Source organism: Streptomyces sp. PH10-H1 (assembly GCF_030063355.1).
GTDB lineage: Bacteria > Actinomycetota > Actinomycetes > Streptomycetales > Streptomycetaceae > Actinacidiphila.
In genome coordinates, this window is record NZ_JASISZ010000001.1 from 82,202 (window position 1) to 108,307 (window position 26,106).

Genomic DNA, 26,106 nt, shown 5'->3' on the forward strand with positions numbered 1-26,106 from the left:
TGCTGCCCAACGACTGACGACCGGCCGCCGGGTCCACCGCTGGCGCTCCACCGCCGACGACCGGCCCGCGCAGGCTGTCGGCGGTGGACGTTCAGCCACTGACGTTCAGCCCGTGAGCCCCAGCTCGCGGGCGATCAGCATCCGCTGGACCTCGCTGGTGCCCTCGCCGATCTCCAGGATCTTGGAGTCCCGCCACATCCGGGCCACCGGGTACTCGTTCATGAAGCCGTATCCGCCGTGGATCTGCGTGGCCTCCCGGGCGTTGGTGACCGCGATCTCCGAGGAGTACAGCTTGGCGAGCGCCGCCTCCTTCTTGAACGGCTCACCCCGCAGGAGGCGGGAGGCCGCGTCGCGCCAGGCGAGACGGGCGGTGTGGGCGCGCATCTCCATGTCGGCCAGCTTGAACTGGATCGCCTGGTTCGAGCCGATCGGCCGGCCGAACGCCTCCCGGGTCTTGGCGTACGAGAGGGACTCGTCGACGCAGCCCTGGGCGAGTCCGGTGGCGAGCGCCGAGATGGCGATCCGTCCCTCGTCGAGGATCCGCAGGAACTGCGCGTAGCCGCGGCCCTCCTCGCCGAGCAGATTCGCGGCCGGGACCCGGCAGTCGGAGAAGGACAGCTCACGGGTGTCCGAGGCGTTCCAGCCGACCTTGGAGTACGGGGCGGCGACGCCGAAGCCCGGTGTGCCCGAGGGCACGATGATCGATGAGATCAGCGGCCGTCCGTCGTCCTTGCGGCCGGTGACGGCGGTGACCGTGACCAGGCCGGTGATGTCCGTACCGGAGTTGGTGATGAAGCACTTGGTGCCGTTGATCACCCATTCGTTCGTCGCCGCGTCCAGCCGGGCGGTGGTGCGGGTGCCGCCGGCGTCGGAACCGCATTCGGGCTCGGTCAGCCCGAACGCGCCCAGGATCTCCCCGGAGCACATGCGCGGCAGCCATTCGCGCTTCTGCTCCTCGGTGCCGAAGCGGAAGATGGGCATCGCGCCGAGCGAGACGCCCGCTTCGAGCGTGATGGCCACCGAGGAGTCCACGCGCGCCAGCTCTTCGAGGACGATCCCGAGGGCGAGGTAGTCGCCGCCCATGCCGCCGTACTCCTCGGGGAAGGGCAGACCGAACAGGCCCATCCGGCCCATCTCGCGGATGATCTCGTACGGGAACTCGTGGTTCTCGTAGAACTCCCCGATCTTCGGCGCGATCACATCGTGCGCGAACGCCTCGACGGTGCGGCGCAGTTCCTCGTGTTCGGGGGCGAGGCGGTGGTCGATCGACATGACTACGACTCCTGGTGGGAGAGGGCTCGGACGGTGCGGGAGGGGCTTGGCCTCCCGAGCTGCTCCGCCATCCACACGCTTGTGGCGGTGAGGCGGTGGAGATCGACCCCGGTGTCGATGCCGAGGCCGTTCAGCATCCAGACGAGGTCTTCGGTGGCGAGGTTTCCGGTGGCGCTCTTCGCGTACGGGCAGCCGCCGAGGCCGCCCGCGGAGGCGTCGACGGTCGTCACGCCCCGCTGGAGCGCGGCCAGGGTGTTGGACAGGGCCTGGCCGTAGGTGTCGTGGAAGTGCACGGCGAGCCGGTCGACCGGGAGCCCCTGGTCCTCCAGGGCGGCGAGCAGCGCGGTGACATGGCCGGGAGTGGCCACCCCGATCGTGTCGCCCAGGCTCAGTTGGTCGCATCCCAGGTCGTACAGCCGGCGGGCGACGGCGGCCACTTGAGGCACCGGGACCGAGCCCTCCCACGGGTCGCCGAAGCACATGGAGAGATAGCCGCGCACGGTGGCGCCGGCCGCACGGGCCTTGGCGACGACCGGCTCGAACATGGCGAGGGACTCATCGACGGTCCGGTTGAGGTTGGCCTTGGCGAACGCCTCGGTCGCGCTGCCGAACACCGAGATCTCCCGGACACCGAGCGCCAGGGCGTGCTCCAGGCCCCGTTCATTGGGGACCAGCACCGGCAGATGCGCGTCCACATCCGCCAGCAGCGGCATCAGCTCCCCGGCGTCGGCCAGTTGGGGCACCCACTTGGGGTGGACGAAGCTGGTCGCCTCGATCGTTCCGAGACCGGCGGCGGCCAGCCGGTGGATGAATTCGGCCTTCACCGCGGTCGGGACGGTCGTCTTTTCATTCTGCAGCCCGTCGCGCGCGCCGACCTCGTGGATCGTGACGCGCGCCGGCAGCCCCGGCGCCGGTACGCGCATGGGCAGAGCGTCGGTCATGACTCCTCCCGGGGGGTGATGACGGCGAGCACCTGGTCCATGGCGACGGTGCTGCCGGGAGTGACGTCGATCTCGGTGACCGTGCCGTCATGGGGAGCGGTGATGACGTGTTCCATCTTCATCGCCTCGACGACCAGCAGGCTCTGGCCCGCGGTCACCTCGTCCCCGGTCGCGACCTTGACGACGGTCACAGTGCCGGGCATCGGCGCGGTGAGCGCGTCCGCCCCGCCCGCGCCCGCACGGCCGCTCAGAGCAGCCTCGACGGGATCGTGGTCGGCGACCTGCCAGCTGTCGCCGTCACGGCCGAGCCAGGCGCCGGCGTGGTGGAAGGAGTGGGTGGCGCCGTCCCAGTGCAGGACGCCGCGTCTGCCGTCGGTGACGAGTCGCGCCGGGACCGCCGCGGCCTCGCCCACGCGGACTTCGCCCGCGCGAACCTGGACGGACAGCGGATCGTGGCCCGGCACCCGCAGATGATGCACGGTCCAGGCCGCCGCGCCGCCCAGCCGCCAGCCGTCGGCCGCCGAGAACGGATCGGTCCAGGCGGTGCTGGTCGCCGGGGGGGCCAGAGCGGCCTGGCGCAGCAGCGCGGCGGCGGCGTAGACCTCGGGCGGGACGTCCGGCGATGTCAGGGAACCGACCTCGCGCTCGACCAGACCGGTGTCGAGGACTCCGGAGACGACCTCCGGGTGGGCCAGCAGCCGCCGCAGGAAACCGGCGTTGGTGGCGACACCAAGGGTGACGGTGCCGGCCAGTGCCGCGCGCAGCTTGCGCAGCGCGGTGGCGCGGTCGGGGCCGTAGGCGATGACCTTGGACAGCATCGGGTCGTAGAGGCTGCCGATCTCGGTGCCCTCGGCGAGGCCGGAGTCGGTCCGGACGCCGTCACCCTGCGGCTCATGGAGCGCCAGCACGGTCCCGCCGGAGGGCAGGAAGCCGCGGGCCGGGTCCTCGGCGCAGATCCGGGCCTCGACCGCGTGACCGGTGAGGGTGACGCCCTCCTGTCCGAAGGGCAGCCGCTCGCCCGAGGCGACGCGCAGCTGCCATTCGACGAGGTCCAGCCCGGTCACCAGCTCGGTGACGGGGTGCTCCACCTGGAGGCGGGTGTTCATCTCCATGAAGCAGTACGCGGAAGGGTCCGCGCCCGGGACGATGAACTCGACGGTGCCCGCGCCGACATAGCCGCAGGACCGGGCGGCCTGGACGGCGGCCTCACCCATCGCCGCACGGGTGGCCTCGTCGAGCAGGACGCTGGGGGCCTCCTCGATCACCTTCTGGTGCCGGCGCTGCAGCGAGCACTCCCGCTCGCCCAGGTGGACGACATTGCCGTGGGCGTCGGCCAGCACCTGGATCTCGATATGGCGCGGCCGGTCGATCCAGCGCTCGACGAGGAGGGTGTCGTCGCCGAAGGAACCGCGCGCCTCGCGCCGGGCGGCGGCGATCTCCTCGCCGAGCAGCGCTTCGTCGCGCACCAGGCGCATGCCCTTGCCGCCGCCTCCGGCTGACGGCTTGAAGAGGACCGGCATGCCGATCCGCCGTGCCTCACCGATGAGCTGGGTGTCGGTGAGGCCGCTTCCAGAGGATCCGGGTACGACCGGGACCCCGGCCTCGAGGACCGTCGCCTTGGCGCGGATCTTGTCGCCCATCAGCTGGATCGCGGTGGCCGGCGGACCGATGAAGACCAGCCCCGCGTCCGAGCACGCCTGGGCGAAGGCGGCGTTCTCGGCGAGGAAGCCATAGCCGGGGTGGATGCCCCGCGCTCCGGTACGGGCGGCGGCGCGCAACTGCTCGTCGATCGACAGATAGCTCTCGATACGGACCGCGGTGTCGGCCTCGCGGACATGCCGGGCATCGGCGTCGGCGTCACTGAACACGGCGGCCGAGCGCACACCGAGGCGGCGCAGAGTACGGATCACCCGGACGGCGATCTCGCCGCGGTTGGCGATGAGGACGGTGTCGAACATGGTCATTTCTGTCCTCACATCCGGAAGACGCCGTAGCCGGGCTCACCCAGCGGCGCGTTGGCGCAGGCGGTGAGCGCGAGGCCCAGGACGGTGCGGGTCTCCAGCGGGTCGATCACGCCGTCGTCCCAGAGCCGGGCGGTCGCGTAATAGGCGTTGCCCTGGGTGTCGTACTGCTCCCGGATCGGGTCCTTGAACGCGGTCTCCTCGTCGGGAGTCCACTCGGCGCCCGCCGCCTCGATCTGGTCGCGCTTGACGGTGGCGAGGACGGACGCGGCCTGTTCGCCGCCCATCACGGAGATCTTGGCGTTGGGCCACATCCACAGGAAGCGCGGTGAGTAGGCCCGCCCGCACATCGAGTAGTTGCCCGCGCCGTAGGAACCGCCGATGACCACGGTCAGCTTGGGTACCCGCGCACAGGCGACCGCGGTGACCATCTTCGCGCCGTGCTTGGCGATGCCGCCCGCCTCGTACTGGCGGCCCACCATGAACCCGGAGATGTTCTGCAGGAAGAGCAGCGGGATGCCGCGCTGGTCGCACAGCTCGATGAAGTGTGCGCCCTTCATGGCGGATTCGGAGAAGAGGATGCCGTTGTTGGCGATGATGCCGACCGGGTGGCCGTGCACATGGGCGAAGCCGGTGACGAGCGTCGCGCCGTACTCCGCCTTGAACTCGGCGAAGCGGCTGCCGTCGACGACCCTGGCGATAACCTCTCGCACGTCGTACGGGGTGCGGGAGTCGACGGGCACCGCGCCGGTGAGTCCGGCCGGGTCGACGACGGGCTCCTCGACCGGGGTGACGGCCCAGGGACGCGGCACGCGGGGACCGAGGGTGGACACGATGTTCCGCACGATGCGCAGTGCGTGGGCGTCGTCCTCGGCCAGGTGGTCGGTGACGCCGGAGATCTTGGAGTGCACCTCGCCGCCGCCCAGCTCCTCCGCGGTGACGACCTCGCCGGTGGCGGCCTTCACCAGGGGCGGGCCGCCCAGGAAGATCGTGCCCTGGTTGCGGACGATCACCGCTTCGTCGCTCATGGCCGGGACGTACGCGCCGCCGGCCGTGCACGAGCCCATGACGGCGGCGATCTGCGGGATGCCGCGGGCCGACATCGTCGCCTGGTTGTAGAAGATCCGGCCGAAGTGGTCGCGGTCCGGGAACACCTCGTCCTGCCGGGGCAGGAAGGCGCCGCCGGAGTCCACCAGATAGACGCACGGCAGCCGGTTGTCGAGCGCGATCTCCTGGGCCCGCAGGTGCTTCTTCACCGTCATGGGGTAGTACGTACCGCCCTTGACCGTGGCGTCGTTGGCGACCACCACGACCTCGCGCCCGGAGACCCTGCCGATGCCGGCGACGACGCCGGCGGCCGGGGCCTGGTCCTCGTACATCCCGTCGGCGGCCAGCGGGGCGAGTTCCAGGAAGGGCGAGCCGGGATCGAGCAGCCCGTCCACCCGGTCACGGGGCAGGAGCTTGCCGCGCGCGGTGTGCCGGGCGCGGGCCTTCTCGCCGCCGCCGAGCCGGGCGGCGGCGAGCTTGTCGCGCAGCCGCGCACTCAGTTCGGCGTGCGCCGCCGCATTGGCGCGGAAGGTCTCCGACGCCGGATCGGCGGCGCTGGAGAGGACGGGTGCTGCCATGTGTCGGGCCCCCGGAAGTTAGCGAGCGTTAACGTGGTGTCACTCACGTTAACGCTCGCTAACGAGATTGTCTAGACTCGTTGTATGCACCCCACGAAGGCGACCGAGAACCGCCGCGACCAGATCCTCCGGGAGGCCGCCCGGCTCTTCGCCGAGCGTGGTTTCCACGGCGTCGGCGTGGATGAGATAGGTGCCGCCGTCGGCATCAGCGGCCCTGGCCTGTACCGGCATTTCGCGGGCAAGGACGCGATGCTCGCCGAGCTGCTCGTCGGCATCAGCGGCCGGCTGCTCGCGGCCGGGAAGGCGCGCGTCGCCGAGGCCGCGGACCCGGCCGGCGCGCTGGACGCGCTGGTCCGCGGGCATATCGATTTCGCGCTCGACGACCGCCCGCTCATCACGCTGCACGACCGTGAGCTCGACCGGCTGCGTGATTCCGACCGCAAGCTGGTGCGTCAGCTCCAGCGGCAGTACGTCGAGCAGTGGGTGGAGGTCGTCCGACAGGTGCGTCCGGCCGTGCCCGAGCCGCAGGTGAGGGCCGCGGTGCACGCTGTCTTCGGGCTGCTCAACTCCACCCCGCACCTGGGCGCGCACAACGGGCTCCCGGACCGGCAGGAGACCGCGGCGCTGCTGCACCGGCTGGCACTCGGCGCACTGGCGGCTCTGGACAGCACGGGCGACCGGCGAGTAACTTACTGAGCGCTTGCTTATTTTCCGGACTCCAGGTCCCGGATCCATGTCTCAGGCCAAAGGAGGCGCGAAGTGCGTCGGACGGTGTTCAACGAGGACCACGAAGCGTTCCGCGAGACGATCCGGGACTTCATCACGGCCGAGGTCGTCCCCGTCTACGACGAGTGGCTGGCGGCGGGCCAGGCGCCCCGCGACTTCTACCGCAAACTCGGTGAGCTGGGCGTCTTTGGTATCGAAGTGCCCGAGGAGTTCGGCGGCGCCGGCGAGACCAGCTTCAAGTTCCAGGCCGTCATCACCGAGGAGTGCGCCCGCGCGGGCGTCAGTTTCGGCGGCAGCGGCGTCCACACCGGCCTCTGCCTCCCGTACCTGCTGGCCTACGCCGACGACGCGCAGAAGAAGCGCTGGCTCCCGGACTTCGTCTCCGGCGACATGATGACCGCCATCGCCATGACCGAGCCGGGCACCGGCTCCGACCTGGCCGGCATGAAGACCACCGCCAAGCTCTCCGAGGACGGTTCCCACTACGTCCTCAACGGCGCCAAGACCTTCATCACCGGCGGCGTGCACGCCGACCGCGTCATCGTCTGCGCGCGGACCGCCCCGGCCACCCCCGAGGACCGCCGCGCGGGCATCTCGCTCCTGGTCGTCGACACCGCGGCCGAGGGCTACGCCGTCGGCCGCAAGCTGGAGAAGCTCGGCCTGAAGACCTCGGACACCGCCGAGCTGTCCTTCACCGACGTGAAGGTGCCGGTCGAGGACCTTCTCGGCGAGGAGGGCAAGGGCTTCACGTACCTCGGCCAGAACCTGCCGCAGGAACGTCTCGCCATCGCCGTGGGCGCGTACGCGCAGGCGTCCGCCGCCATCGGCTTCGCCAAGGCGTACGTCCAGGACCGCACCGTCTTCGGCCAGTCCGTCGCCTCGTTCCAGAACACCAAGTTCGTGCTCGCCGACTGCAAGGCCGAGGTCGACGCGGCCGAGGCCGTCATCGACCGCGCCCTGGACGCGCACGACGCCGGTGAGCTGACGGCCGCCGACGCCGCCTCCGCCAAGCTCTTCACCACCGAGGTCGCGGCCCGCGTCATCGACAAGTGCCTGCAGCTGCACGGCGGCTACGGCTACATGCTGGAATACCCCATCGCGCGCCTGTACGCGGACAACCGCGTCAACCGCATCTACGGCGGCACCAGCGAGGTCATGCGCTCCATCATCGCCAAGTCCATGGGCCTGTGAGCAAGGCCCGGTGAGCAAGGTTCGCTGAGAGCAGTTCTGTGAACGAGGCGCTGACGTCCCTGCTCGGTCTGCTCGATCTGGAGCGGATCGACCGGGACATCTTCCGCGGCATCAGCAGATCGGCGGTTGTGCCCCGCGTGTTCGGCGGCCAGGTCGCCGCCCAGGCGCTGGTCGCGGCCGGCCGCACCGTGCCGGAGGACCGTGCCGCGCACTCGCTGCACGCGTACTTCCTGCGGCCGGGCGACCCCGGCGCGCCGATCGTCTACCAGGTGGACCGGATCCGCGACGGCCGCTCCTTCACCACCCGAAGGGTGGTGGCCGTGCAGCACGGACAGCCGATCTTCCACCTGTCGGCGTCCTTCCAGGAGTACGAGGAAGGGCTCGAGCACCAGGAGCCGATGCCTCCGGCACCGGACCCCGAGACGCTCCCCACGGCCGAGGAACTGCTGCCCGCGCACGCCGACAAGTTCCCCGACCCCAAGGTCGTCGACCGCCTCCTGGAAGCGCGGGCCGCCGTCGACCTGCGCTACGCCGAGGACCCGCCCTTCCTGGTCGCCGGACAGGGACCGCGCGAGCCGCGCTCCCAGGTGTGGTTCCGCACCCGCGGCAAGCTCGCGGACGACCCGCTGCTGCATGTCTGCCTGGCCACCTACGTCTCCGACATGACGCTGCTCGACTCGGTGCTCCTCGCCCACGGGCGCGGTGGCTGGGCGGTCGGTGACGTGGTCGGCGCCAGCCTGGACCACGCCATGTGGTTCCACCGGCCGTTCCGCGCCGACGAGTGGCTGCTGTACGACCAGCAGAGCCCGTCGGCGTCCGGCGGGCGGGGGCTGGGCACCGCCCGTATCTACACCCAGGACGGGCGGCTCGTGGTGTCCGTGATCCAGGAGGGCGTGGTCCGCGTCCCGCGCTAGGGCCCAGCCGACCGGTTGGGGACGGCTGAGCCCGGATCAGCGGCGCCCGACCGGGGGACCCGGCGGCGTTGCGGGCGGTCAGCCGGCGGGGAGGACGGCCCGCACCAGGAAGCCGCCGTCGGGCTGAGCGGACGCGTCGAGGGTGCCGCCCAGCTGGGCGGCACGTTCGCGCAGGCCCGCGAGGCCGTGGCCTCCCGAGGGGAGCGCGGGGGCCGGCGCATCACCCGGCGGCCCGTTGCGGACGCCGACGAGCAGCCGGCCCCCGGCCAGCCGGACGACCACCTCCGTCTCCGCCCCCGTCGCGTGCTTGCGCACATTCGTCAGTGACTCCTGCACGATCCGGTAGGCGGCGTGCCCGACGTCCGCCGGGCAGCCCGCCGCCTCGACCCGCCCGTGCACCCGGGGCCCCGCCGTCGCCAGCAGCGCCGGCAGTTCGCCCAGCCCGGGCCCGGACGGGGTGACGGCCGCGTCAGCCGGGTTCGCGGTGTCCGCCCGGGTGGTCGCGCCCGTCGGGTTCGCCGTGTCCGTGGCTTGGGTCACGGGAAGCCGTAGCAGCCCCACCATGCGGCGCAGCTCGTCGAGCGCGTCCCGGCTCAGCCGCCGTACCGCACTCGCCGCCTCGCGCGCCTCCTGGCTCTGCGCGGTGACCTCCAGGGCGCCGGACTGCACCGCGATGAGGCTGATGTGGTGAGCCACGGTGTCGTGCATCTCGCGGGCGAGCCGGGCGCGTTCCCAGACGACCGCCTGTTCGGCGGCGAGCCGGTGTTCGCGCTCACGGCTCTCGGCCAGCTCGTCGAGGCGCGCCGCCAGCTCCTGCCGGGACGCGCCGAGCAGCCCCAGCGCGGTGGGGGCGGTGGCCAGCAGCGCGGAGAGCAGCAGCGCCAGGATGGTGGGGGCGGGCTCCCAGTCGATCGTGCCGAGCCATGGCCAGGGGACGAAGGAGACCACGGCCACGGCGGCCGCGCAGCCGCCGGTGACCCACATCCGCGGTGTGACGCGGGAGCGGCCGGGCCAACCCGGCGCCGCGCGGCCCGTCCCGCCGGAGGCGACCTGGTAGAGCGCGGCCATCGGCGCCAGCCAGACGTAGCCGAGCGACAGCGCGGGCAGTGTCGCGGCGAAGGCGAGCAGCGGGAGGCGGCGGCGTACCAGGAGGGCGGCGGTGGCGGTGCAGGCGACGGCGAGCGCGAGGGAACCGCCCATCGAGCGGGTCGCCCACACCTCGGTGGCCGAGAGGGCGATGAGGGCGGCTTGGGGAACGGCGGGCCGCACTCTCACGTGCGCTCCGCCGCCTGAGTGATTCCCGCGCGGTGGGCGAGGACGGCCGCGGCGACCCGGTTGGGCGTGCCCAGCTTCCGCAGCACCGCGCGCACATGGTCCTTGACGGTGGCGACCGTGATACCCAGCCGTACGGCGATGCCGGAGTTCGGCAGACCGGTCGCGAGGAGGACGAGCACCTCGCGTTCGCGCGTGGTGAGCAGAGCGAGCGCAGCAGTGTCCTCGCCGTCGGGGCCGGGTCCCGGGCCGGTCCCGAGGTAGCCGCCGACGACGGTGCGGCTGACGGTCGGCGTGAAGACAGTCCCACCCGACGCGAGGACCCGTACCGCGTCGATCAGCGTGCCCACGGCCGTGTCCTTGAGCAGGAAACCGGTGGCTCCCGCCCGCATCGCCGCACTGATGTGGGCGCTGGTGTCGAACGCCGTCAGCATCGCGACGGCCGGCGGCTCCGGCAGCGCGCGCAGCCCCCGCAGCACCGTCAGCCCGTCCGGTTCCGGCATGACCGCGTCGAGCAGTACGAGGTCGGGGCCGGCCGATGCGATGGCGGCCACCGCGTCCCGGCTGTCGCATTCCACGACCACCGCGATGTCTCCGGCGGTCTCCAGAATGCGCCGCAGGGCAACCCTGACCAGCGCCTCGTCGTCGACGATCGCTACATGGATCACTTGCTCCTGCCTTCTCAAGCCCCTCTGGCGATCGTAACCAGAGACGCCGGATCCGCAGAGTTCTGATCCGCTGCGCAGGGTCCGGATCCGCTCGCCCGGAAGGATTCAGATCCGCGCTTCGAGACCCGCGGCGGCCAGCAGGTAGGCGGTCAGCGGAGCGTAGAGATGCGGCGGCACATTGTCGTCCAGGGGGACGGTCACGGTCAGATCTCCCTCGGCCTCGCCGACGAACAGCGCCGGATCGTTGCAGTCGGCGAAGCCGACCGTGTCGATGCCGCGGCTGCCCGCGTGGCCTGCCCAGCCGTGGTCGGCGACGACGAGTTCCGGCAGCTCCCGGCCGTCGTGCTCCATGGCGTCCAGAACCTCCCGCATCGGCTCGGGGGAGTGGGTGTGCATGAGGTTGCCGCCGCGGTGCAGAACGGCCACGCCGCCGATGTGCCGGATGTCGCCGTGGTCGCCGTACAGCCGGTCCGCGGGCAGCAGGATCTCGCAGCCCGCGTCGCGCAGGGCGGCGGCCAGCACCTGGTGCACGGCGAACATCCCGGCCGGGTGGCCGGTCGCGAACAGCACCCGGGCCCGGGATTCCGCCGCCTTGCGCAGCGCCACGGCCATCCGGTCCAGCGCGTCGATCGTCAGCTCCGCGTCGATGGTGTCCTGTCCGATGCGGTGCTTCGGGCTGGCCACGACCCCGCAGCGTTCCGCCATCAGATCCAGCACGTCCCGCGGGTTCGTCCAGCGGTCACCGAGGTCGAGGCCCAGCCAGTAGTAGCGGTTTCCCTCGGCGAGCTCGCGGTAGTGATCGAGGTTGTTCTCGCGGCTCGTGGCCACGTCACCGGCGATGCGGGAGCGTATGAGGTGCTCGGCGAGGGACTGGCGGGACGGCGTCGTGTCATGGGGCATGTGTCTCATTGTCGCGCCTCGCCGCACGGGCGTACGGGGCGAGGGTGATCGACACCGATGTGTGACCGATCGGTGGTCCGTGGCGGTCGGTCGCGGGTCGATCGAGAGTCGAATTGGGGACTCGTCGCGGGTTCGTCGCGGGTCCGTTGCAGGGCCGTCGTCGGCCTGGAGCCCGGTCCTTGGGCCCGAACTCGGGGACGGGTGCCGGGATTTCCGCCGCCGCTCGGATTCCGCGCTCGGATTCCGCGCTCGGATTCCGCGCTCGAATTCCGCCGCCGTTCAGAGCCAGCGCAGCGCGAACCACAGGTCCATGCGGGTATCCGGGTCGTCGAGGTCCGCGTCGAGCAGCGCGGCGGTCCGCGCGATGCGCTGCCGGACCGTGTTGCGGTGCACTTCCAGCGCGACGGCGGTGCGGTCCCAGCTGCCGTGCAGCGCCAGCCAGGAGCGCAGTGTCTCCACCAGCGCTGGGGAGTCCAGCAGCGGCTCCAGCCGGGCGCGGGCGTGGGCGCGCGCCTCCTCCGGTGCGACGAGCGCCGCCACACCCGCGTCGCCGCTGCGGTGCCGGGCCAGCCCTGAGCGGTTCGCGACGGCCCGGCGGAGCGCCCCCGCCGCCTGGGCGTCGGCGACGGCCAGCTCTCCGGTGGACGCGGCGCCGCTGACCCCGAGCGTCCAGCCCGGCTGCGCCGAGATCCTGCGGTCGGCGGGGAGCAGGGCCCGTACGGCGTCGCCGTCCGCGTCGACCAGGGCGGTGCCGAGCGCCGCGGCCAGGGAGGCCGCTGCCAGGGGCGCCGCCTCGCGCGCCGGACCGGAGCCGCGGCGGTGCCCGTGCACCACGGTCCAGCGCGGCCCGGCGGGGCCGGACCGCTCGGTGCCCGGCGCCGGATCCGTCTCTGTACCTGCTTGCGTGCTCGCCCCGGCGATCGGCCGGACGGGTCCGACCAGCAGGTTCGCGACGTCCTCCGGCCGGGCGCCGAGCAGCAGCCGCACCAGGGCGGCCGAGCGGTCGGTGTCGGCCGTGCCCTGGTAGGGGCCGGTGAGGAGCGACAGCAGGACGGTGGCGACCCCGGTGAGCGCGTGGTCCGCCGGTTCGCGCCGCCCGGCCGAGACCGCCAGCACCAGGCCCTCGCCGGGAACGCCCCCGGCGAGGGCGTAGGCCGCCAGGTGCCCGCCGCCGACCGTGTCGGTCGCGGACGAGGGCGCCGGGCCGGCGGCCTGCGCGCGGGCTGCCGGGGAGCGGGCCGGCTGCGCGCGGGCGGGCTGCGGGTGGGCGGCCCGCGAGCGGGCTGCCGGTGGTGGAGCGGCCGACGGGTGGTCCGCCGGTGTGGGAACGGCCGGGGCGTGCGTGGCGTGCGGGGCGGGCGGCTGGGTGGGCGCGAGGGGCCGTACCACCCGCGCCAGCTCGCTGAGCGCGGCCCGGACCGCCGGCCCGGGCCGGGAGCCCGCCCCGTACAGCTCCCCGCCGCCGGGGGCCAGGAGCGCGGCCCAGCCGCCCAGGTGGTGAGCGAGCTGACGCAGCACGGCGGGGACGGGTTCGGGGCGGGCGGCGGCGGAAGCCAGGGACTGCTGCGCCTCGGTGACGCGGCGCAGCTCGCGGTGACGGGCCTCGGCCATCGCCTGCCAGACGGCGCGGGCGACAGCGGTGAAGGGGGTTTGCGGCGGAACCTCCACCAAAGGCAGGCCATGGCGGTCGCACGCCTCGACGAGGGCACGCGGCGTCTCATGGTGAACGGGCGCGAGCCCGAAGCCGAGCGCCGCGGCACCCGCCTCGACGGCACGGGCCACGTAGCGGTCGAGATAGGCGGGGTCGACGCGGGCCCCGGAGCCGCCGGCCGACGGGAAGTGCACCCCGGCCGTCAGCAGCAGCTCGCCGCCCAGCAGCTACGGAACCGGGTCCTCCATCTCGCTGGTGTGCGCCCAGTGGATGGGAATGTCCTCGCGCGGCCCCGCGACTTGCCGAAGGCCCAGGTCCGCGCGGGCCAGCAGGTCGGCGAGCGGTACCGGGGGAGTGGGCGGCGCCAAGATCGGCATGTGCATTCCATCCACAGAAATAACATTGGATGGATAGAACGTACACTTCAGTGACTTCTTTCGGCCGCCTAGGGTCATCCCCGAATCGCCCGCATCCAGTAGGGCGTTTCGGACGGAGGAGAGCCCATGGCTGTCGACTACGCGGTGATCGTCGTCTACCTGGCCGGCATGCTCGCCGTCGGGTGGTGGGGCATGCGCCGCGCCAAGTCCAAGAGCGACTTCCTGGTGGCGGGCCGCAGGCTCGGTCCCACGATGTACTCCGGCACCATGGCGGCGATCGTCCTCGGCGGCGCGTCGACCATCGGCGGCGTGGGCCTCGGCTACAAGCACGGGCTGTCCGGCGCCTGGATGGTCTTCGCGATCGGCCTCGGCCTGCTCCTGCTGAGCGTCTTCTTCTCGGCGCGCATCTCCCGCCTGCGGGTCTACACGGTCTCCGAGATGCTCGACCTGCGCTACGGCGGCAAGGCCGGCGTGATCTCCGGCGTCGTGATGTGGGCGTACACGCTGATGCTCGCCGTCACCTCGACGATCGCCTACGCGACCATCTTCGATGTGCTCTTCGGCCTCGACCGCGCGCTCGCCATCATCCTGGGCGGCGCGATCGTAGTCGCCTACTCGACGCTCGGCGGCATGTGGTCGATCACGCTCACCGACATGGTGCAGTTCGTCGTCAAGACGATCGGCGTACTGCTGCTCCTCCTCCCGATCGCGATCGTCAAGGCGGGCGGATTCTCGGCGATGAAGGCGCAGCTGCCGACCGAGTACTTCGACCCGCTGGGCATCGGCGGCGAGACGATCTTCACCTATGTGCTGATCTACACCTTCGGCATGCTCATCGGCCAGGACATCTGGCAGCGGGTGTTCACCGCCCGCACCGACAAGGTCGCCAGGTTCGGCGGCACGGTCGCCGGTACGTACTGCCTGGTCTACGCACTGGCCGGCGCGGTCATCGGCACGGCCGCCCGGGTGATCTACCCGAACCTCGGGGCTGCGGACGACGCCTTCGCCACGATCGTGAAGGACTCGCTGCCGGTCGGTGTCCGCGGCCTGGTACTGGCCGCCGCGCTCTCCGCCGTGATGTCGACCTCGTCCGGCGCGCTGATCGCCTGCGCCACCGTCGCCAACAACGACATCTGGTCGCGGCTGCGCGGCGCGGTCACCGGCCGCCGGGAGGACGGGGACCACGACGAGGTGCGCGGCAACCGGATCTTCATCCTGATCATGGGCATCGCGGTGATCGCCATCGCCATCGTGCTCAACGATGTCGTCCAGGCGCTCACCGTCGCCTACAACCTGCTGGTCGGCGGGCTGCTGGTGGCGATCCTCGGCGGCCTGCTGTGGAAGCGCGGCACCGGGGCGGGGGCGCTGGCCTCGATCATCACCGGCGGCGGCGCCGTCGTCGGCCTGATGTGGCGGTACGGCATCCTCGCCAACGAGCCCTTCTACTACGGCCTGCTGGCCTCGCTCGTCACGTACGTGGTGGTGAGCCTGGCCACGAAGCCGACCGACGCCGCGGTCCTGGCGGCCTGGCGCGAGCGGCTCGCGAGCCGCGGCGCCACCGGTTCGGAGGGCGCCACCGGCCCGGACTCCGCCACTGGTTCCGGCGGGTCGGACGGCTCCGGTGGGCCGGCTGCCGCAGAACTGGTGCCGGCACAGGGCTGAACCTGAGTTATCCACAGCCCCGGCCCGCTTGTCGGCGGGCCGGGGCACACTCGAATCACACCGAAACATCACGAGTAATACGAAAGAAGGCAGCCGCGATGAGCAGCAACGAACCGCGTGGACCGATCGACTCGTCCCGCATCCCGCGGTACGCCGGGCCCGCCACGTTCGCCCGGCTGCCCCGCCTGGACGAGGTCGGCACCGCCGATGTCGCCGTGGTCGGTGTGCCGTTCGACAGCGGTGTCTCGTACCGCCCCGGCGCCCGCTTCGGCGGCAACGCCATCCGTGAGGCCTCACGTCTGCTCCGCCCGTACAACCCGGCGCAGGACGCCTCGCCCTTCGCGCTCGCCCAGGTCGCGGACGCGGGCGACATCGCCGCGAACCCGTTCAACATCAACGAGGCCGTCGAATCCATCCAGGCCGCCGCCGATGATCTGCTCGACACCGGCGCCCGTCTGATGACCCTCGGTGGCGACCACACCATCGCGCTGCCGCTGCTGCGCTCGGTCGCCCGCAAGCACGGGCCCGTCGCCCTGCTCCACTTCGACGCGCACCTCGACACCTGGGACACCTACTTCGGCGCCGAGTACACCCACGGCACGCCGTTCCGCCGCGCCGTCGAGGAGGGCATCCTCGACACCGAGGCACTCTCCCACGTCGGCACCCGCGGCCCGCTGTACGGCAAGAAGGACCTCGATGACGACGAGAAGATGGGCTTCGGCATCGTCACCTCGGCGGACGTCATGCGCCGTGGTGTCGACGAGGTCGCGCAGCAGCTGCGCGAGCGCATCGGCGACCGGCCGCTGTACATCTCCATCGACATCGACGTCCTCGACCCGGCGCACGCCCCCGGCACCGGCACGCCGGAAGCCGGCGGTCTGACCTCCCGGGAGCTGCTGGAGATCATCCGCGGGCTCTCCTCCTGCCATCTGGTCTCCGCCGATGTCGTCGAGGTCGCTCCCGCTTACGACCACGCGGAGATCACCTCCGTCGCGGCCTCCCACACGGCGTATGAGCTGACCACGATCATGACCCGGCAGATCTCCGCGGCCCGCCAGGCCGCCAAGTGACGGCCCGCAACGGTGGCGACCTCGTCGTCGAATCGCTCGGCGCGCTCGGCGCGACCACCGTCTTCGGGCTGCCGGGACAGCACGCCCTCGGCGCATTCGACGCCCTGCGCCGCTCCTCGCTCACCTACGTGGGGCTGCGCGTCGAGAACAACGCGGGCTTTGCTGCCGACGCGTACGCCCGGGTCACCGGCGGCGTGGCCCCGCTGCTGGTCTCCACCGGACCCGGCGCGCTGATGACGCTCGCCGCTCTCCAGGAGTCCGCCGCCGCGTCAGCGCCCGTGCTCGCCATCGCCAGCCAGGTCCCGACTGCGGGACTCGGCGGCGGCCGGCACGGCTACCTGCACGAACTGCGAGACCAGAAGGCGTCGTTCCGCGACGTGGTCAAGTCCGTGCACACGGTCCGCACCGCGTCGCAGATCCCCTCGGCCATCGCCGAGGCCTGGGAGTCCGCGATCACCGCTCCGTACGGACCGGTGTGGGTGGAGATCCCTCAGGACGTGCTGCTCGCCGGGACCAGCGTCCCGCCCGTCACCTCGCTGCGTGCCGAGCCCCGACCGCTGGCGCCGCGCGCCGAGCTGATCACCGAGGCCGCCCGCCTGCTGTCCGAGGCGCACCGGCCGGTCATCCTCGCCGGCGGCGGCGTCGTACGGTCCGGTGCCGCCGGTGAGCTCCTCGCGCTGGCCGAGCAGCTCGACGCCCCGGTGGCCTCGACGTTCGGCGGCAAGGGCGCGTTCCCCTGGGAACACCCGCTGTCGCTGCAGTCCTGGATCGAGGACCGGCACACCACCGACTTCCTCGAATCCGCCGATGTGCTGCTCGTCGTCGGCTCCGGACTCGGCGAACTCTCCTCGAACTACCACACGTTCCGCCCGCGCGGCCGGGTGATCCAGATCGAGGCGGATCTCGGGAAACTGGAGGCCAACCACCCGGCGCTGGGCATCCACGGCGACGCCCGGCTCTCGCTGGCCGCCCTGTGCGACCTGACGGTGCCGCGCCCGGACGACGAGGCCGCCAAGGCCGTCGCCGAAGTGCTGGCTCTCGTCGGCGACCGGATCGCCGGCCAGGGGCTCGACCTGGAGCAGCGGCTGCTGGCAGCGGTCCGTGACGCCCTCCCCGACACTGCGCCCAGCTGCTGGGACATGACGATCCTCGGCTACTGGGCCTGGTCCGCCTTCGATACCCGGCACCCCAACACCATGCACTCCGCTCAGGGCGCCGGCGGCCTCGGCTACGGGTTCCCCGCCGCTCTCGGCGCGGCCGCCGCCGATCCCTCGCGTCCCGTACTCGCCGTCTCGGGCGACGGTGGCGCCATGTACTCCATAGCCGAGCTGGCCACCGCGCGGCAGTACGACCTGCCTGTCACCTGGCTCATCGTCGACGACGGCGGATACGGCATCCTCCGCGAGTACATGACGGACGCCTTCGGCCAGGCCACAGCCACCGAGCTGGCCCGTCCCGACTTCGTCGCCCTCGCCGAGTCCTTCGGAGTCCCGGCCACCGCCACCACCCCCGACACCCTGCGCGACGACCTCGCGGCGGCCCTGGCCGCCCCGGGTCCCTCCGTCGTCGTCCTCCCGGCCCATCTCCGGATGTTCGCCCCCACCCACCTCGGCGAGATCTGACCCGATCCGACCCGATCCGAACTGAAACGCCCCTATGCCGGACGTCCCCGGCTCCACCAGGGCTTAGGTCCACCGACCGACAGGAGTGAGACCTTGGCCCCACATTGACAGCGGATTTGTTGCAGCAGGATGAAATCCGCACGCCGGCGCGTTGCAGCGTCGGGTAGTGGCGGATCAGTGGGAGGACCCGGGTGACATCGGCGAAGGTTGAGCCGGAGCAAGGCTGGTTGCGGCGGCTGGTCGGCTATTGCTGGCGGTACCGCCGCAATGTGCTGCTGGCGCTGGGCGCGTCGCTCGGCGGGATGGCGGTCAGCGCGCTGGTGCCGCTGGTGCCGAAGCTGATCATCGACGATGTCGTGCTCGCGCATGACCGTCCGCTGCTGCCGCTGGCGCTGCTGCTGGTGGCCGCCGCCGTCGCCGTGTACGTCCTGACGTATCTGCGCCGCTTCTACGGCGGACGGCTCGCCCTCGATGTGCAGCACGATCTGCGCAGCGACATGTTCCGTTCGCTGACCAGGCTGGACGGCCGCAGGCAGGACGAGCTGGACACCGGCCAGGTGGTGGGCCGGGCGACCAGCGACCTGCAGCTCATCCAGGGCCTGCTCTTCATGCTGCCGATGATGATCGGCAATGTGCTCCTGTTCGTGCTGTCACTGATCGTGATGCTCACGCTCTCCCCGCTTCTGACCCTTGTCGCGCTGGCCGTCGCCCCCGCCCTGTGGTTCATCGCCGACCGCAGCCGCAGGAAGCTCTTCCCCGCCACCTGGTACGCACAGGGGCAGGCCGCGGCCGTGGCGGGCATCGTGGACGGGTCCGTCACCGGTGTCCGTGTGGTGAAGGGCTTCGGCCAGGAGCAGCAGGAGATGGACAAGCTGGAGGGCGTCAGCAAGAAGCTGTTCGCCGGCCGTCTCCGCACCGTCCGGCTGAACGCGCGCTACAGCCCGGCGATGCAGGCCGTGCCCTCGCTCGGCCAGGTGGGCATGCTGGCGCTCGGCGGATGGATGGCGACCCGCGGGCAGATCACGCTCGGCACGTTCGTCGCGTTCTCCACCTATCTCGCCCAGCTCACCGGGCCGGTGCGGATGCTCACCATGATGCTGACCGTCGGACAGCAGGCACGGGCCGGCGTCGAGCGGGTCCTGGAACTGATCGACACCGAGCCGACGCTGGAGGAGGGCACGAAGACGCTGCCCGACGGCGCCGCCACGGTCGAGTTCGACCATGTCAGCTTCGGATACGACCCCGAGCGGCCGGTGCTGGCGGACTTCTCGCTGCGCATCGCGCCTGGTGAGACCGTCGCCGTCGTCGGTGCCTCCGGCTCAGGGAAGTCCACCGTCTCGCTGCTGCTGCCGCGCTTCTACGACGTCACCGGCGGCGCGGTGCGGATCGGCGGCGAGGACGTCCGCGACCTCGCCTTCGACTCGCTGCGGGCCGCCATAGGCCTGGTGCCCGAGGACAGCTTCCTCTTCTCCGACACCGTGCGCTCGAACATCGCCTACGGATACCCGGACGCCACCGAGGAGCAGATCCTCGCCGCGACCAGTGCCGCGCAGGCCCATGAGTTCATCGCCGCGCTGCCCGAGGGCTACAACACCGTCGTCGGCGAGCAGGGCCTGACCCTGTCCGGCGGCCAGCGGCAGCGTGTCGCCCTCGCCCGGGCGATCCTGACCGACCCGCGGCTGCTGCTGCTCGACGACGCGACCTCGGCGGTCGACGCGCAGGTCGAGGCCGACATCTTCGACGCGCTGCGCGAGGTCACGACCGGCCGCACGACGCTGCTCATCGCCCACCGCCGTTCGACACTGGCGCTGGCGGACCGGATCGCCGTGCTGGAGCACGGCCGGCTCGCGGACATCGGCACCCATGAGGAGCTCGAGGAGCGCTGCGCGCTGTTCCGCAAGCTGCTGACCGACCCGGACGCGCTCGGTGCGGACGTCGTCACCGCCGACCCGGCGGGCCTGCTCGCCGCGGGCTGGGCGGGCGAGGGCGCCGCGACCGGACTCGCTGAGCGGCCGGACACCGTACCCGTACTCGACGGGGTGACGTCCGAGCTCTGGCCCAGGGAACTGCGCCCCTCGGACGGCCAGGTGCCGGACAGGGCGCATGTGAACGGCGCGGCAGGCGCCGCTCCGGCCCCCGCCGCCCCGCCGCAGGCAGGGCCTGGCGGACCCGGCGGCATGGCCGCCGCGATGGCCGGCATGCCGTCCTCGCCGGAGCTGCTCGCGAAGGTTGCCGCGCTGCCGCCCGCCAATGACACCCCTGACGTGGACGAGGCGCGGGCCCGCATGGTCGACCCGGAATTCGGGCTCCGCAGCCTGCTGCGCGGCTTCCGTACGCCGCTGCTGCTCAGCCTGCTGCTGGTGGCGGGCGACGCCATCGCCGGGCTGATGCTGCCCGTGCTCATCAGGCACGGCATCGACTCCGGCGTCCGGGAGGCCGCGCTCGGCGCGGTGTGGGCGGCCTCGGCCGCCGGCCTGGTGATCGTGTTCGTGCAGTGGTCGGCGCAATGGGGCTCGGCGCGGCTGACCGGCCGCACCGGCGAACGTGTCCTCTACACGCTGCGGGTGAAGATCTTCTCCCATCTGCACCGGCTCGGGCTCGACTACTACGAGCGTGAACTGACCGGCCGGATCATGACGCGGATGACGACAGACGTCGACGCTTTGTCGACATTTCTGCAGACCGGCCTGGTCACCGCCCTGGTCAGCGTGCTCACCTTCTTCGGCATCCTGGTCGCGCTGCTCGCCCTCGACGTGCAGCTCGCCCTGCTGGTCTTCGCGACCCTTCCGTTCCTCGTCGTGGCCACCTGGGTCTTCCGCCGTAAGTCCGTCAGGGCCTACGAACTGGCCCGCGAGCGCGTCGGTGTCGTCAACGCCGACCTGCAGGAGAACGTCGCGGGCCTGCGCATCGTGCAGGCGTTCCGCCGTGAGCGCGGCGGCGCCGAGCGGTTCACCGAGCGCAGCAGCGCGTACCGCGAGGCCCGGGTGCGCGGGCAGTTCCTGATCTCCGTCTACTTCCCGTTCGTGCAGCTGCTGTCCAGCGGCGCGGCCGCACTGGTCCTCATCATCGGCGCGCACCGGGTCGGCGCGGGCACGCTGACCGCGGGCGCGCTCGTCGCGTATCTGCTCTACATCGACCTGTTCTTCGCGCCCGTGCAGCAGCTGTCGCAGGTCTTCGACGGCTACCAGCAGGCGTCCGTGTCGCTGGGGCGGATCCGCGAACTGCTGCGGGTGCCGAGCACCACGCCGGCCGCGGCCGAGCCGCTGGCCGTCCCGTCGCTGCGCGGCGAGATCGCGTTCAAGGATGTGCACTTCCGGTACGGAGACGGGGCCGAGGCGCTGAGCGGCGTGGAGCTGCGCATTCCGGCCGGGCAGACGGTCGCCTTCGTCGGTGAGACGGGCGCGGGCAAGTCCACGTTGGTCAAGCTGGTCGCCCGGTTCTACGACCCGACCGAGGGCGGCGTCCTCGTCGACGGCACCGACATCCGTGAACTGGACATGACCGCCTACCGGCAGCGCCTGGGCGTCGTACCGCAGGAGCCGTACCTGTTCGCCGGCACGGTGCGCGACTCCATCGCGTACGGGCGGATGGACGCGACCGACGCCGAAGTCGAGGGGGCGGCCCGGGCGGTCGGCGCGCACGAGATGATCGCGACGCTCAACGGCGGCTATCTGCACCAGGTCAACGAGCGCGGCCGCAACCTGTCCGCAGGACAGCGGCAGTTGATCGCCCTGGCCCGCGCCGAGCTCGTCGATCCCGACATCCTGCTGCTGGACGAGGCGACGGCCGCGCTCGACCTGGCCACGGAAGGGCTGGTCAACCAGGCCGCCGACCGGCTGGCGATACGGCGTACCACTCTGGTCGTCGCGCACCGACTGACCACCGCGGCGCGTGCCGACCGCGTCGTGGTCCTGGACCACGGCCGCGTCATCGAGGACGGTACCCACGCCGAACTGCTGGCCGCGGACGGGCGTTACGCACGGCTGTGGCGGACATTCGTCGGTGAGGTACGGGCCGCCGCCTGACATTTTGCTGTCTCAACACCCTCTGGTGGTAAGACCGTTGCTCCCCTAGGTTCGCGGAGACGTCCGTGAACCCAGGGGAGGGTGCATGCTTAAGACGCTCAGATGGCTGCTGTCACTGATGCTGCTCGTTGGTGCGGCCGGGGCGGGTGCGACCGGGACGGCCACCGCCGCCGGCGGACCGGCCGGTGCTGATACGACCAGTGCCGGCACAACCGGTGCGGATACGGCCGGTACGGATATCAAGGACCGCATCCTGGCGATACCCGGGATGAGCCTCATAGAGGAGAAGCCGGTCAGCGGCTACCGGTACTTCGTGCTCGACTACACCCAGCCGATCGACCACCGCCGCCCCTGGAAGGGCACCTTCCAGCAGCGGCTGACAGTGCTGCACAAGGCGACCGACCGCCCGACGGTCTTCTTCACCTCCGGCTACGGGCTCTCCACCAACGCGAGCCGGTCCGAGCCGACCCGGCTGATCGACGGCAACCAGGTCTCCATGGAGTACCGGTTCTTCACGCCGTCCCGTCCCGCCGAGCCGGCCGACTGGTCCAAGCTCGACATCTGGCAGGCCGCCAGCGACCAGCACCGGTTCTTCCGGGCGCTGGACCGGATCTACCACCGGAACTGGATCGACACCGGTGGCAGCAAGGGCGGCATGACCGCCACCTACTTCCGTCGCTTCTACCCCAACGACATGGACGGAACGGTTGCCTACGTCGCGCCCAACGACGTGGTCAACAAGGAGGACTCGGCCTACACGAAGTTCTTCGAGACCGTGGGCAACGCCGATTGCCGTGCCGCACTCAACGCCGTACAGCGCGAGGCGCTGGTACGCCGGGACGAGATCGTCGCCCGTTATCAGCGGTACGCGGACACCAACAGCCTGACCTTCACCACCGTCGGCAGCGCCGACAAGGCGTACGAGAACGTCGTACTCGACCTGGTGTGGGCGTTCTGGCAGTACCACCTGGAGTCGGAATGCCCGACCGTACCGAAGCCGACCGCGACCACCGATGAGCTGTACAGCTTCATCGACACCATCTCCGGCTTCGACTTCTACACCGACCAGGGCCTGTCGTACTACACGCCGTACTACTACCAGGCCGGGACCCAGCTCGGCGCGCCCACCTTCGCGACCCCGCACCTCAAGGGGCTGCTGCGCTACCCGGGCATCTACCAGCCGCGCTCGTACGTGCCGCGTTCCATCCCGATGACCTTCCAGCCGTGGGCGATGCCCGACGTGGACAACTGGGTGCAGCACCACGCCCAGCGGGTGCTGTTCGTCTACGGCACGAACGACCCGTGGGGCGCAGAACCGTTCCGCCTCGGAAAGGGCGCGAAGGACTCCTTCGTGATGTGGGCGCCGGGCGCGAACCACGGTGCGAATATCGCGAAGCTCAATCCCGCGGACAACGCCAAGGCGACGGCCGAGGTGCTGAAGTGGGCAGGCGTGACACCGGGCACGACGCTCGCCCCGTTCAACGCGAAGCTCGATGTGCGGGACGATGTCATGGAACGCCGCCCGCTGTAACGCCTATACGGACGTGGCTCACAGCCGGCGGGCGCAGCCGACGCCCGCCGGCCCCACGTTCACGAACAGTGCTGTTCCGGGCGGGCACAGCGCACGATCCCGGGTGATCGACACCACCAGGTACTGGGCTTTGTTCCGAGTGGAGTTGTCGCAGGACGTCTCCTTCACCTCGCCCTTGCCCGTGGCGTAGACGCAGTCGCCGACGATCGTGCGCGGACCGCCGCCCGCCCCGGGGTCGCCGGGGTGCGGGCTGCCGAGCTCGCGCATGCAGGCGTAACCCTGCGACCGGCCGGACGGTATGGACAGGACGAGGTCCGTCGTCTCGGGGCAGCGGTTACCCGCCCGCGCGGTGGCCGCCGGGGACGGTGAATCCGGCAACGGGCCGTAGAACCTGGCCAGGACACGGGCGATGGCGCTCGGGTCCGCGCACGCCACTTCGCGGTACGAGCCCAGGGGATCGCTCTGCGCGCACGCGCCCTCAGCGAGGAATGCCGCGCCGGTGGCCGCGGCCGTCAGCGTCGGCGAAGGGGTCACGGAACCCTGCCAGGATCCGCTGCCGGCTGGTCCCTGGCCCGTCGTGCAGGCCGCGAGTACGGCGAGTACGGCGAGTACGGCGACCGCGAAGAGCACGGTGGCCGATGCCACCACGGAGTGCAGAAACGATCCCACATGGCCGTATCCGCGCATGATGGCCCCCCTAGGACTCCCCCGAGCAACATGCACCATTAGTCATGGTAGAGGGTGGAACCGGCGGGCGGGAGGGCTCACCGGTTCCATTCCGCGACGGCTCACGACCGGTCACGGCGTCCCGTCGGCTAGCGGAATCTCAGACCGTGGCCGATCGGATAGAGCACCTGCTTCGGATCGTCCGCGCGCGGTACCGCGACCGGCAGCCTGCCGACCGGGGCCGCCCTGCCGGCGATGACGCGGGCCACGGCGCGCAACGACACATCGGTCCAGCCGTAGACAGCCAGACCCGCCGCGACGCCGCTGAGCCACGCGATGTCGTACGGGTTGCGGATGGCGATCTGGACGACGGGCACGCCGGTGGCCACCAGGGCCTTGACCAGGGCGATTTGGCCGGAAAAGGCCGCCGTGACGTTGTAGGTGGCGACGATGACTCCGTCCTTGCCGAGGGCGGCCGCCACCGCCCGGTCGATCAGGGCCTGGCCGGGCGCGGTGCCGGTGGGCAGCGCCTGCGCGGGGTGGCCGAGACCGGTGAGCGCCTCGGCGAGCACGGCGGTCGGCGGGCCTCCGGTGCCGGACGGTGCGGCCGGATCCGCGCCGACCACCAGCAGATTCCGGTGAGCGCGGCGCGGCAGGGGCAGGATCTGGGCGCGATTGGTGAGCAGCGTGACGGTGCGGTCCGTGATCCGGTCGGCGGTGGCGCGATGCGAACGGATGCCGACGGCCCGGTCGACGCCCTGATGGGTGACGTACGGGTTCCGGAACAGACCGTTGCGGGCCTTGAGTTCCAGGATCCGGACGAGGGACTCGTCGATCCGCCGTTCGGAGATCTCCCCCGACTTCACCGCGTCGAGCACCGCGTTCCAGGCGACGTCGAGCAGGGGCGGGTTGAGCAGCTGGTCCGCACCGGCCTTGAGGGCGAGCACGGGCACCCGGTCGTCGCCGTACTTCTGCCGCACACCGGCCATGCCAAGCGAGTCGGTGATCACGACTCCGTCGTAGCCGAGTTCCTCGCGGAGGATCCCGGTGAGAATGGGACGGGAGAGGGTGGCGGGGTCTCCGGAGTCGTCGAGCGCGGGGACCAGGATGTGGGCCGTCATGATCGAGTCGATACCAGCGGCGATCGCGGCGCGGAACGGCGGCGCGTCGATCCGCCGCCACTCCTCCAGCGAGTGGGTGATGACCGGCAGCTCGAAGTGGCTGTCGGTGCCGGTGTCGCCGTGCCCGGGGAAGTGCTTGGCGGTGGAGGCGATCCCCGCCCCCTGGTAGCCCTTGACCTGGGCGGCGGTCAGAGCGGCGACGGCCTGCGGATCGGCGCCGAAGGACCGCACACCGATCACGGGGTTGGCCGGATTGATGTTCACATCCGAGACCGGTGAGAAGTTCTGGTTGACGCCTATGGCGCCGAGTTCGGTGCCGATGACATGGGCGGCGGCGCGGGCATCGTGCGGATCACCGTCGGCGCCCAGCGCCATCCCGCCGGGAAAGAGGGTGGCCGGCGACCCGATCCTGGCGACCGCGCCCTGTTCCTGGTCGGTGGAGATCAGCAGCGGAATGGGGGTCCCATGGGTGAGCCCGGCGCGCTGGATGCCGTTGGAGAGGCCGGCGATCTGGTGCGGGTCACGGGTGTTGTGGGCCCAGGCGAAGTAGATGATGCCGCCGAGATGGTACTTGGCAATGAGCTCGGCGGCGTTGGAGACACCCATCTCGCTCTGGTTGGAGGCGGCATCGGCAGGGTCGGGGGCGGTGGCGGAATGGCCGTAGACCCGCATCACGAAGAGTTGCCCGACCTTCTCCGCACGGCTCATCCGCGCGATGATCGCGCGGATCATTCTGCGGTCCGGAGCGGCGGCCTCGGCCGCCGGGATTCCGGCGGCGAAAGAGCCCGCGGTGACGGCGGTGACGGCGGTGGCGGCCGCGGTGGTGAGCACGGTGCGGCGGGAGGGCAGGCGGTGGTGCATGTCGAACTCCTTCCGGCAGGAGGAGATGAGCACGCTGAAAGAAACCTTCA

At 71.4% G+C, this 26,106-nt stretch carries 17 protein-coding genes and 1 pseudogene; 8 read left to right on the plus strand and 10 right to left on the minus strand.

The window, feature by feature from the left end:
• Positions 1–105 precede the first annotated feature (105 nt).
• From QMK24_RS00370 to QMK24_RS00385, 4 genes are read right to left on the minus strand one after another with little or no spacing between them, the layout of a single operon-like run.
• Complete coding sequence (locus tag QMK24_RS00370) at positions 106–1,266, minus strand: acyl-CoA dehydrogenase family protein (protein WP_283463123.1); 1,161 nt, start codon at positions 1,264–1,266, stop codon at positions 106–108.
• Between the two features lie 8 nt (positions 1,267–1,274).
• Positions 1,275–2,213 (minus strand): hydroxymethylglutaryl-CoA lyase, encoded by a 939-nt coding sequence (locus QMK24_RS00375; protein ID WP_283462970.1) that lies wholly within the window; start codon positions 2,211–2,213, stop codon positions 1,275–1,277.
• Positions 2,210–4,171, minus strand: a complete 1,962-nt coding sequence (locus QMK24_RS00380) for an acetyl/propionyl/methylcrotonyl-CoA carboxylase subunit alpha (protein ID WP_283463124.1) — start codon at positions 4,169–4,171, stop codon at positions 2,210–2,212. The genes QMK24_RS00375 and QMK24_RS00380 overlap by 4 nt, the downstream gene beginning before the upstream one ends.
• A gap of 14 nt (positions 4,172–4,185) precedes the next feature.
• Positions 4,186–5,799: a carboxyl transferase domain-containing protein gene (locus QMK24_RS00385; RefSeq protein ID WP_283462971.1), complete on the minus strand. Its 1,614-nt coding sequence runs from the start codon at positions 5,797–5,799 to the stop codon at positions 4,186–4,188.
• Positions 5,800–5,883: 84 nt separating this feature from the next.
• Here QMK24_RS00385 and QMK24_RS00390 point away from each other — a divergent pair, with 84 nt between their 5' ends.
• The 3 genes from QMK24_RS00390 (at position 5,884) to tesB (ending at position 8,630) form a co-directional block, all read left to right on the plus strand.
• On the plus strand, positions 5,884–6,495 hold the full coding sequence (locus QMK24_RS00390; protein ID WP_283462972.1) for an SACE_7040 family transcriptional regulator: 612 nt from the start codon (positions 5,884–5,886) through the stop codon (positions 6,493–6,495).
• Positions 6,496–6,558: 63 nt separating this feature from the next.
• A complete protein-coding gene (locus QMK24_RS00395; protein ID WP_283462973.1) occupies positions 6,559–7,716 on the plus strand; it encodes an acyl-CoA dehydrogenase family protein in 1,158 nt (385 codons plus the stop codon).
• Between the two features lie 38 nt (positions 7,717–7,754).
• Positions 7,755–8,630, plus strand: a complete 876-nt coding sequence (gene tesB, locus QMK24_RS00400) for an acyl-CoA thioesterase II (protein WP_283462974.1) — start codon at positions 7,755–7,757, stop codon at positions 8,628–8,630.
• Between the two features lie 78 nt (positions 8,631–8,708).
• Here tesB and QMK24_RS00405 read toward each other — a convergent pair whose 3' ends face one another.
• From QMK24_RS00405 to QMK24_RS00420, 4 genes and pseudogenes are all read right to left on the minus strand, one after another.
• Positions 8,709–9,905, minus strand: coding sequence for a sensor histidine kinase (locus QMK24_RS00405; protein ID WP_283462975.1), 1,197 nt, complete (start codon positions 9,903–9,905; stop codon positions 8,709–8,711).
• On the minus strand, positions 9,902–10,570 hold the full coding sequence (locus QMK24_RS00410) for a response regulator (RefSeq protein WP_283462976.1): 669 nt from the start codon (positions 10,568–10,570) through the stop codon (positions 9,902–9,904). The genes QMK24_RS00405 and QMK24_RS00410 overlap by 4 nt, the downstream gene beginning before the upstream one ends.
• A gap of 105 nt (positions 10,571–10,675) precedes the next feature.
• The gene (locus QMK24_RS00415; protein ID WP_283462977.1) at positions 10,676–11,470 is read right to left on the minus strand and encodes a phosphatase; all 795 of its coding nucleotides are present in this window, start codon (positions 11,468–11,470) and stop codon (positions 10,676–10,678) included.
• 279 nt (positions 11,471–11,749) lie between these two features.
• Positions 11,750–13,498, minus strand: a pseudogene (locus tag QMK24_RS00420) (PucR family transcriptional regulator ligand-binding domain-containing protein).
• A gap of 126 nt (positions 13,499–13,624) precedes the next feature.
• On the opposite strand from QMK24_RS00420, the gene QMK24_RS00425 reads away from it, so the two are divergent.
• From QMK24_RS00425 to QMK24_RS00445, 5 genes are all read left to right on the plus strand, one after another.
• On the plus strand, positions 13,625–15,160 hold the full coding sequence (locus QMK24_RS00425; RefSeq protein WP_283462978.1) for a sodium:solute symporter family protein: 1,536 nt from the start codon (positions 13,625–13,627) through the stop codon (positions 15,158–15,160).
• Between the two features lie 98 nt (positions 15,161–15,258).
• A complete protein-coding gene (speB, locus tag QMK24_RS00430; RefSeq protein WP_283462979.1) occupies positions 15,259–16,230 on the plus strand; it encodes an agmatinase in 972 nt (323 codons plus the stop codon).
• Positions 16,227–17,852, plus strand: coding sequence for a thiamine pyrophosphate-binding protein (locus tag QMK24_RS00435; RefSeq protein ID WP_283462980.1), 1,626 nt, complete (start codon positions 16,227–16,229; stop codon positions 17,850–17,852). Before speB ends, QMK24_RS00435 begins: the two co-directional genes overlap by 4 nt.
• A 191-nt stretch (positions 17,853–18,043) precedes the next feature.
• Positions 18,044–21,877 (plus strand): ABC transporter ATP-binding protein, encoded by a 3,834-nt coding sequence (locus QMK24_RS00440; protein ID WP_283462981.1) that lies wholly within the window; start codon positions 18,044–18,046, stop codon positions 21,875–21,877.
• 85 nt (positions 21,878–21,962) lie between these two features.
• Entirely contained in the window at positions 21,963–23,408 is a 1,446-nt protein-coding gene (locus tag QMK24_RS00445; protein ID WP_283462982.1) for a S28 family serine protease, read from the plus strand.
• Between the two features lie 18 nt (positions 23,409–23,426).
• On the opposite strand, the gene QMK24_RS00450 is transcribed toward QMK24_RS00445, so the two are convergent.
• Positions 23,427–24,095: a hypothetical protein gene (locus tag QMK24_RS00450; protein WP_283462983.1), complete on the minus strand. Its 669-nt coding sequence runs from the start codon at positions 24,093–24,095 to the stop codon at positions 23,427–23,429.
• 128 nt (positions 24,096–24,223) lie between these two features.
• Positions 24,224–26,056: a glycoside hydrolase family 3 protein gene (locus QMK24_RS00455; RefSeq protein ID WP_283462984.1), complete on the minus strand. Its 1,833-nt coding sequence runs from the start codon at positions 26,054–26,056 to the stop codon at positions 24,224–24,226.
• Between the last annotated feature and the right edge of the window lie 50 nt (positions 26,057–26,106).

What these genes read in the sequence shown, in the direction of transcription:
- QMK24_RS00385 (WP_283462971.1), bottom strand. Translation starts at nt 5,799, where the DNA reads ATGGCAGCACCCGTCCTCTCCAGCGCCGCCGATCCGGCGTCGGAGACC.
- speB (WP_283462979.1), top strand. Translation starts at nt 15,259, where the DNA reads ATGAGCAGCAACGAACCGCGTGGACCGATCGACTCGTCCCGCATCCCG.
- QMK24_RS00415 (WP_283462977.1), bottom strand. Translation starts at nt 11,470, where the DNA reads ATGCCCCATGACACGACGCCGTCCCGCCAGTCCCTCGCCGAGCACCTC.
- QMK24_RS00390 (WP_283462972.1), top strand. Translation starts at nt 5,884, where the DNA reads ATGCACCCCACGAAGGCGACCGAGAACCGCCGCGACCAGATCCTCCGG.
- QMK24_RS00425 (WP_283462978.1), top strand. Translation starts at nt 13,625, where the DNA reads ATGGCTGTCGACTACGCGGTGATCGTCGTCTACCTGGCCGGCATGCTC.
- QMK24_RS00455 (WP_283462984.1), bottom strand. Translation starts at nt 26,056, where the DNA reads ATGCACCACCGCCTGCCCTCCCGCCGCACCGTGCTCACCACCGCGGCC.
- QMK24_RS00445 (WP_283462982.1), top strand. Translation starts at nt 21,963, where the DNA reads ATGCTTAAGACGCTCAGATGGCTGCTGTCACTGATGCTGCTCGTTGGT.
- QMK24_RS00380 (WP_283463124.1), bottom strand. Translation starts at nt 4,171, where the DNA reads ATGTTCGACACCGTCCTCATCGCCAACCGCGGCGAGATCGCCGTCCGG.
- QMK24_RS00450 (WP_283462983.1), bottom strand. Translation starts at nt 24,095, where the DNA reads ATGCGCGGATACGGCCATGTGGGATCGTTTCTGCACTCCGTGGTGGCA.
- QMK24_RS00375 (WP_283462970.1), bottom strand. Translation starts at nt 2,213, where the DNA reads ATGACCGACGCTCTGCCCATGCGCGTACCGGCGCCGGGGCTGCCGGCG.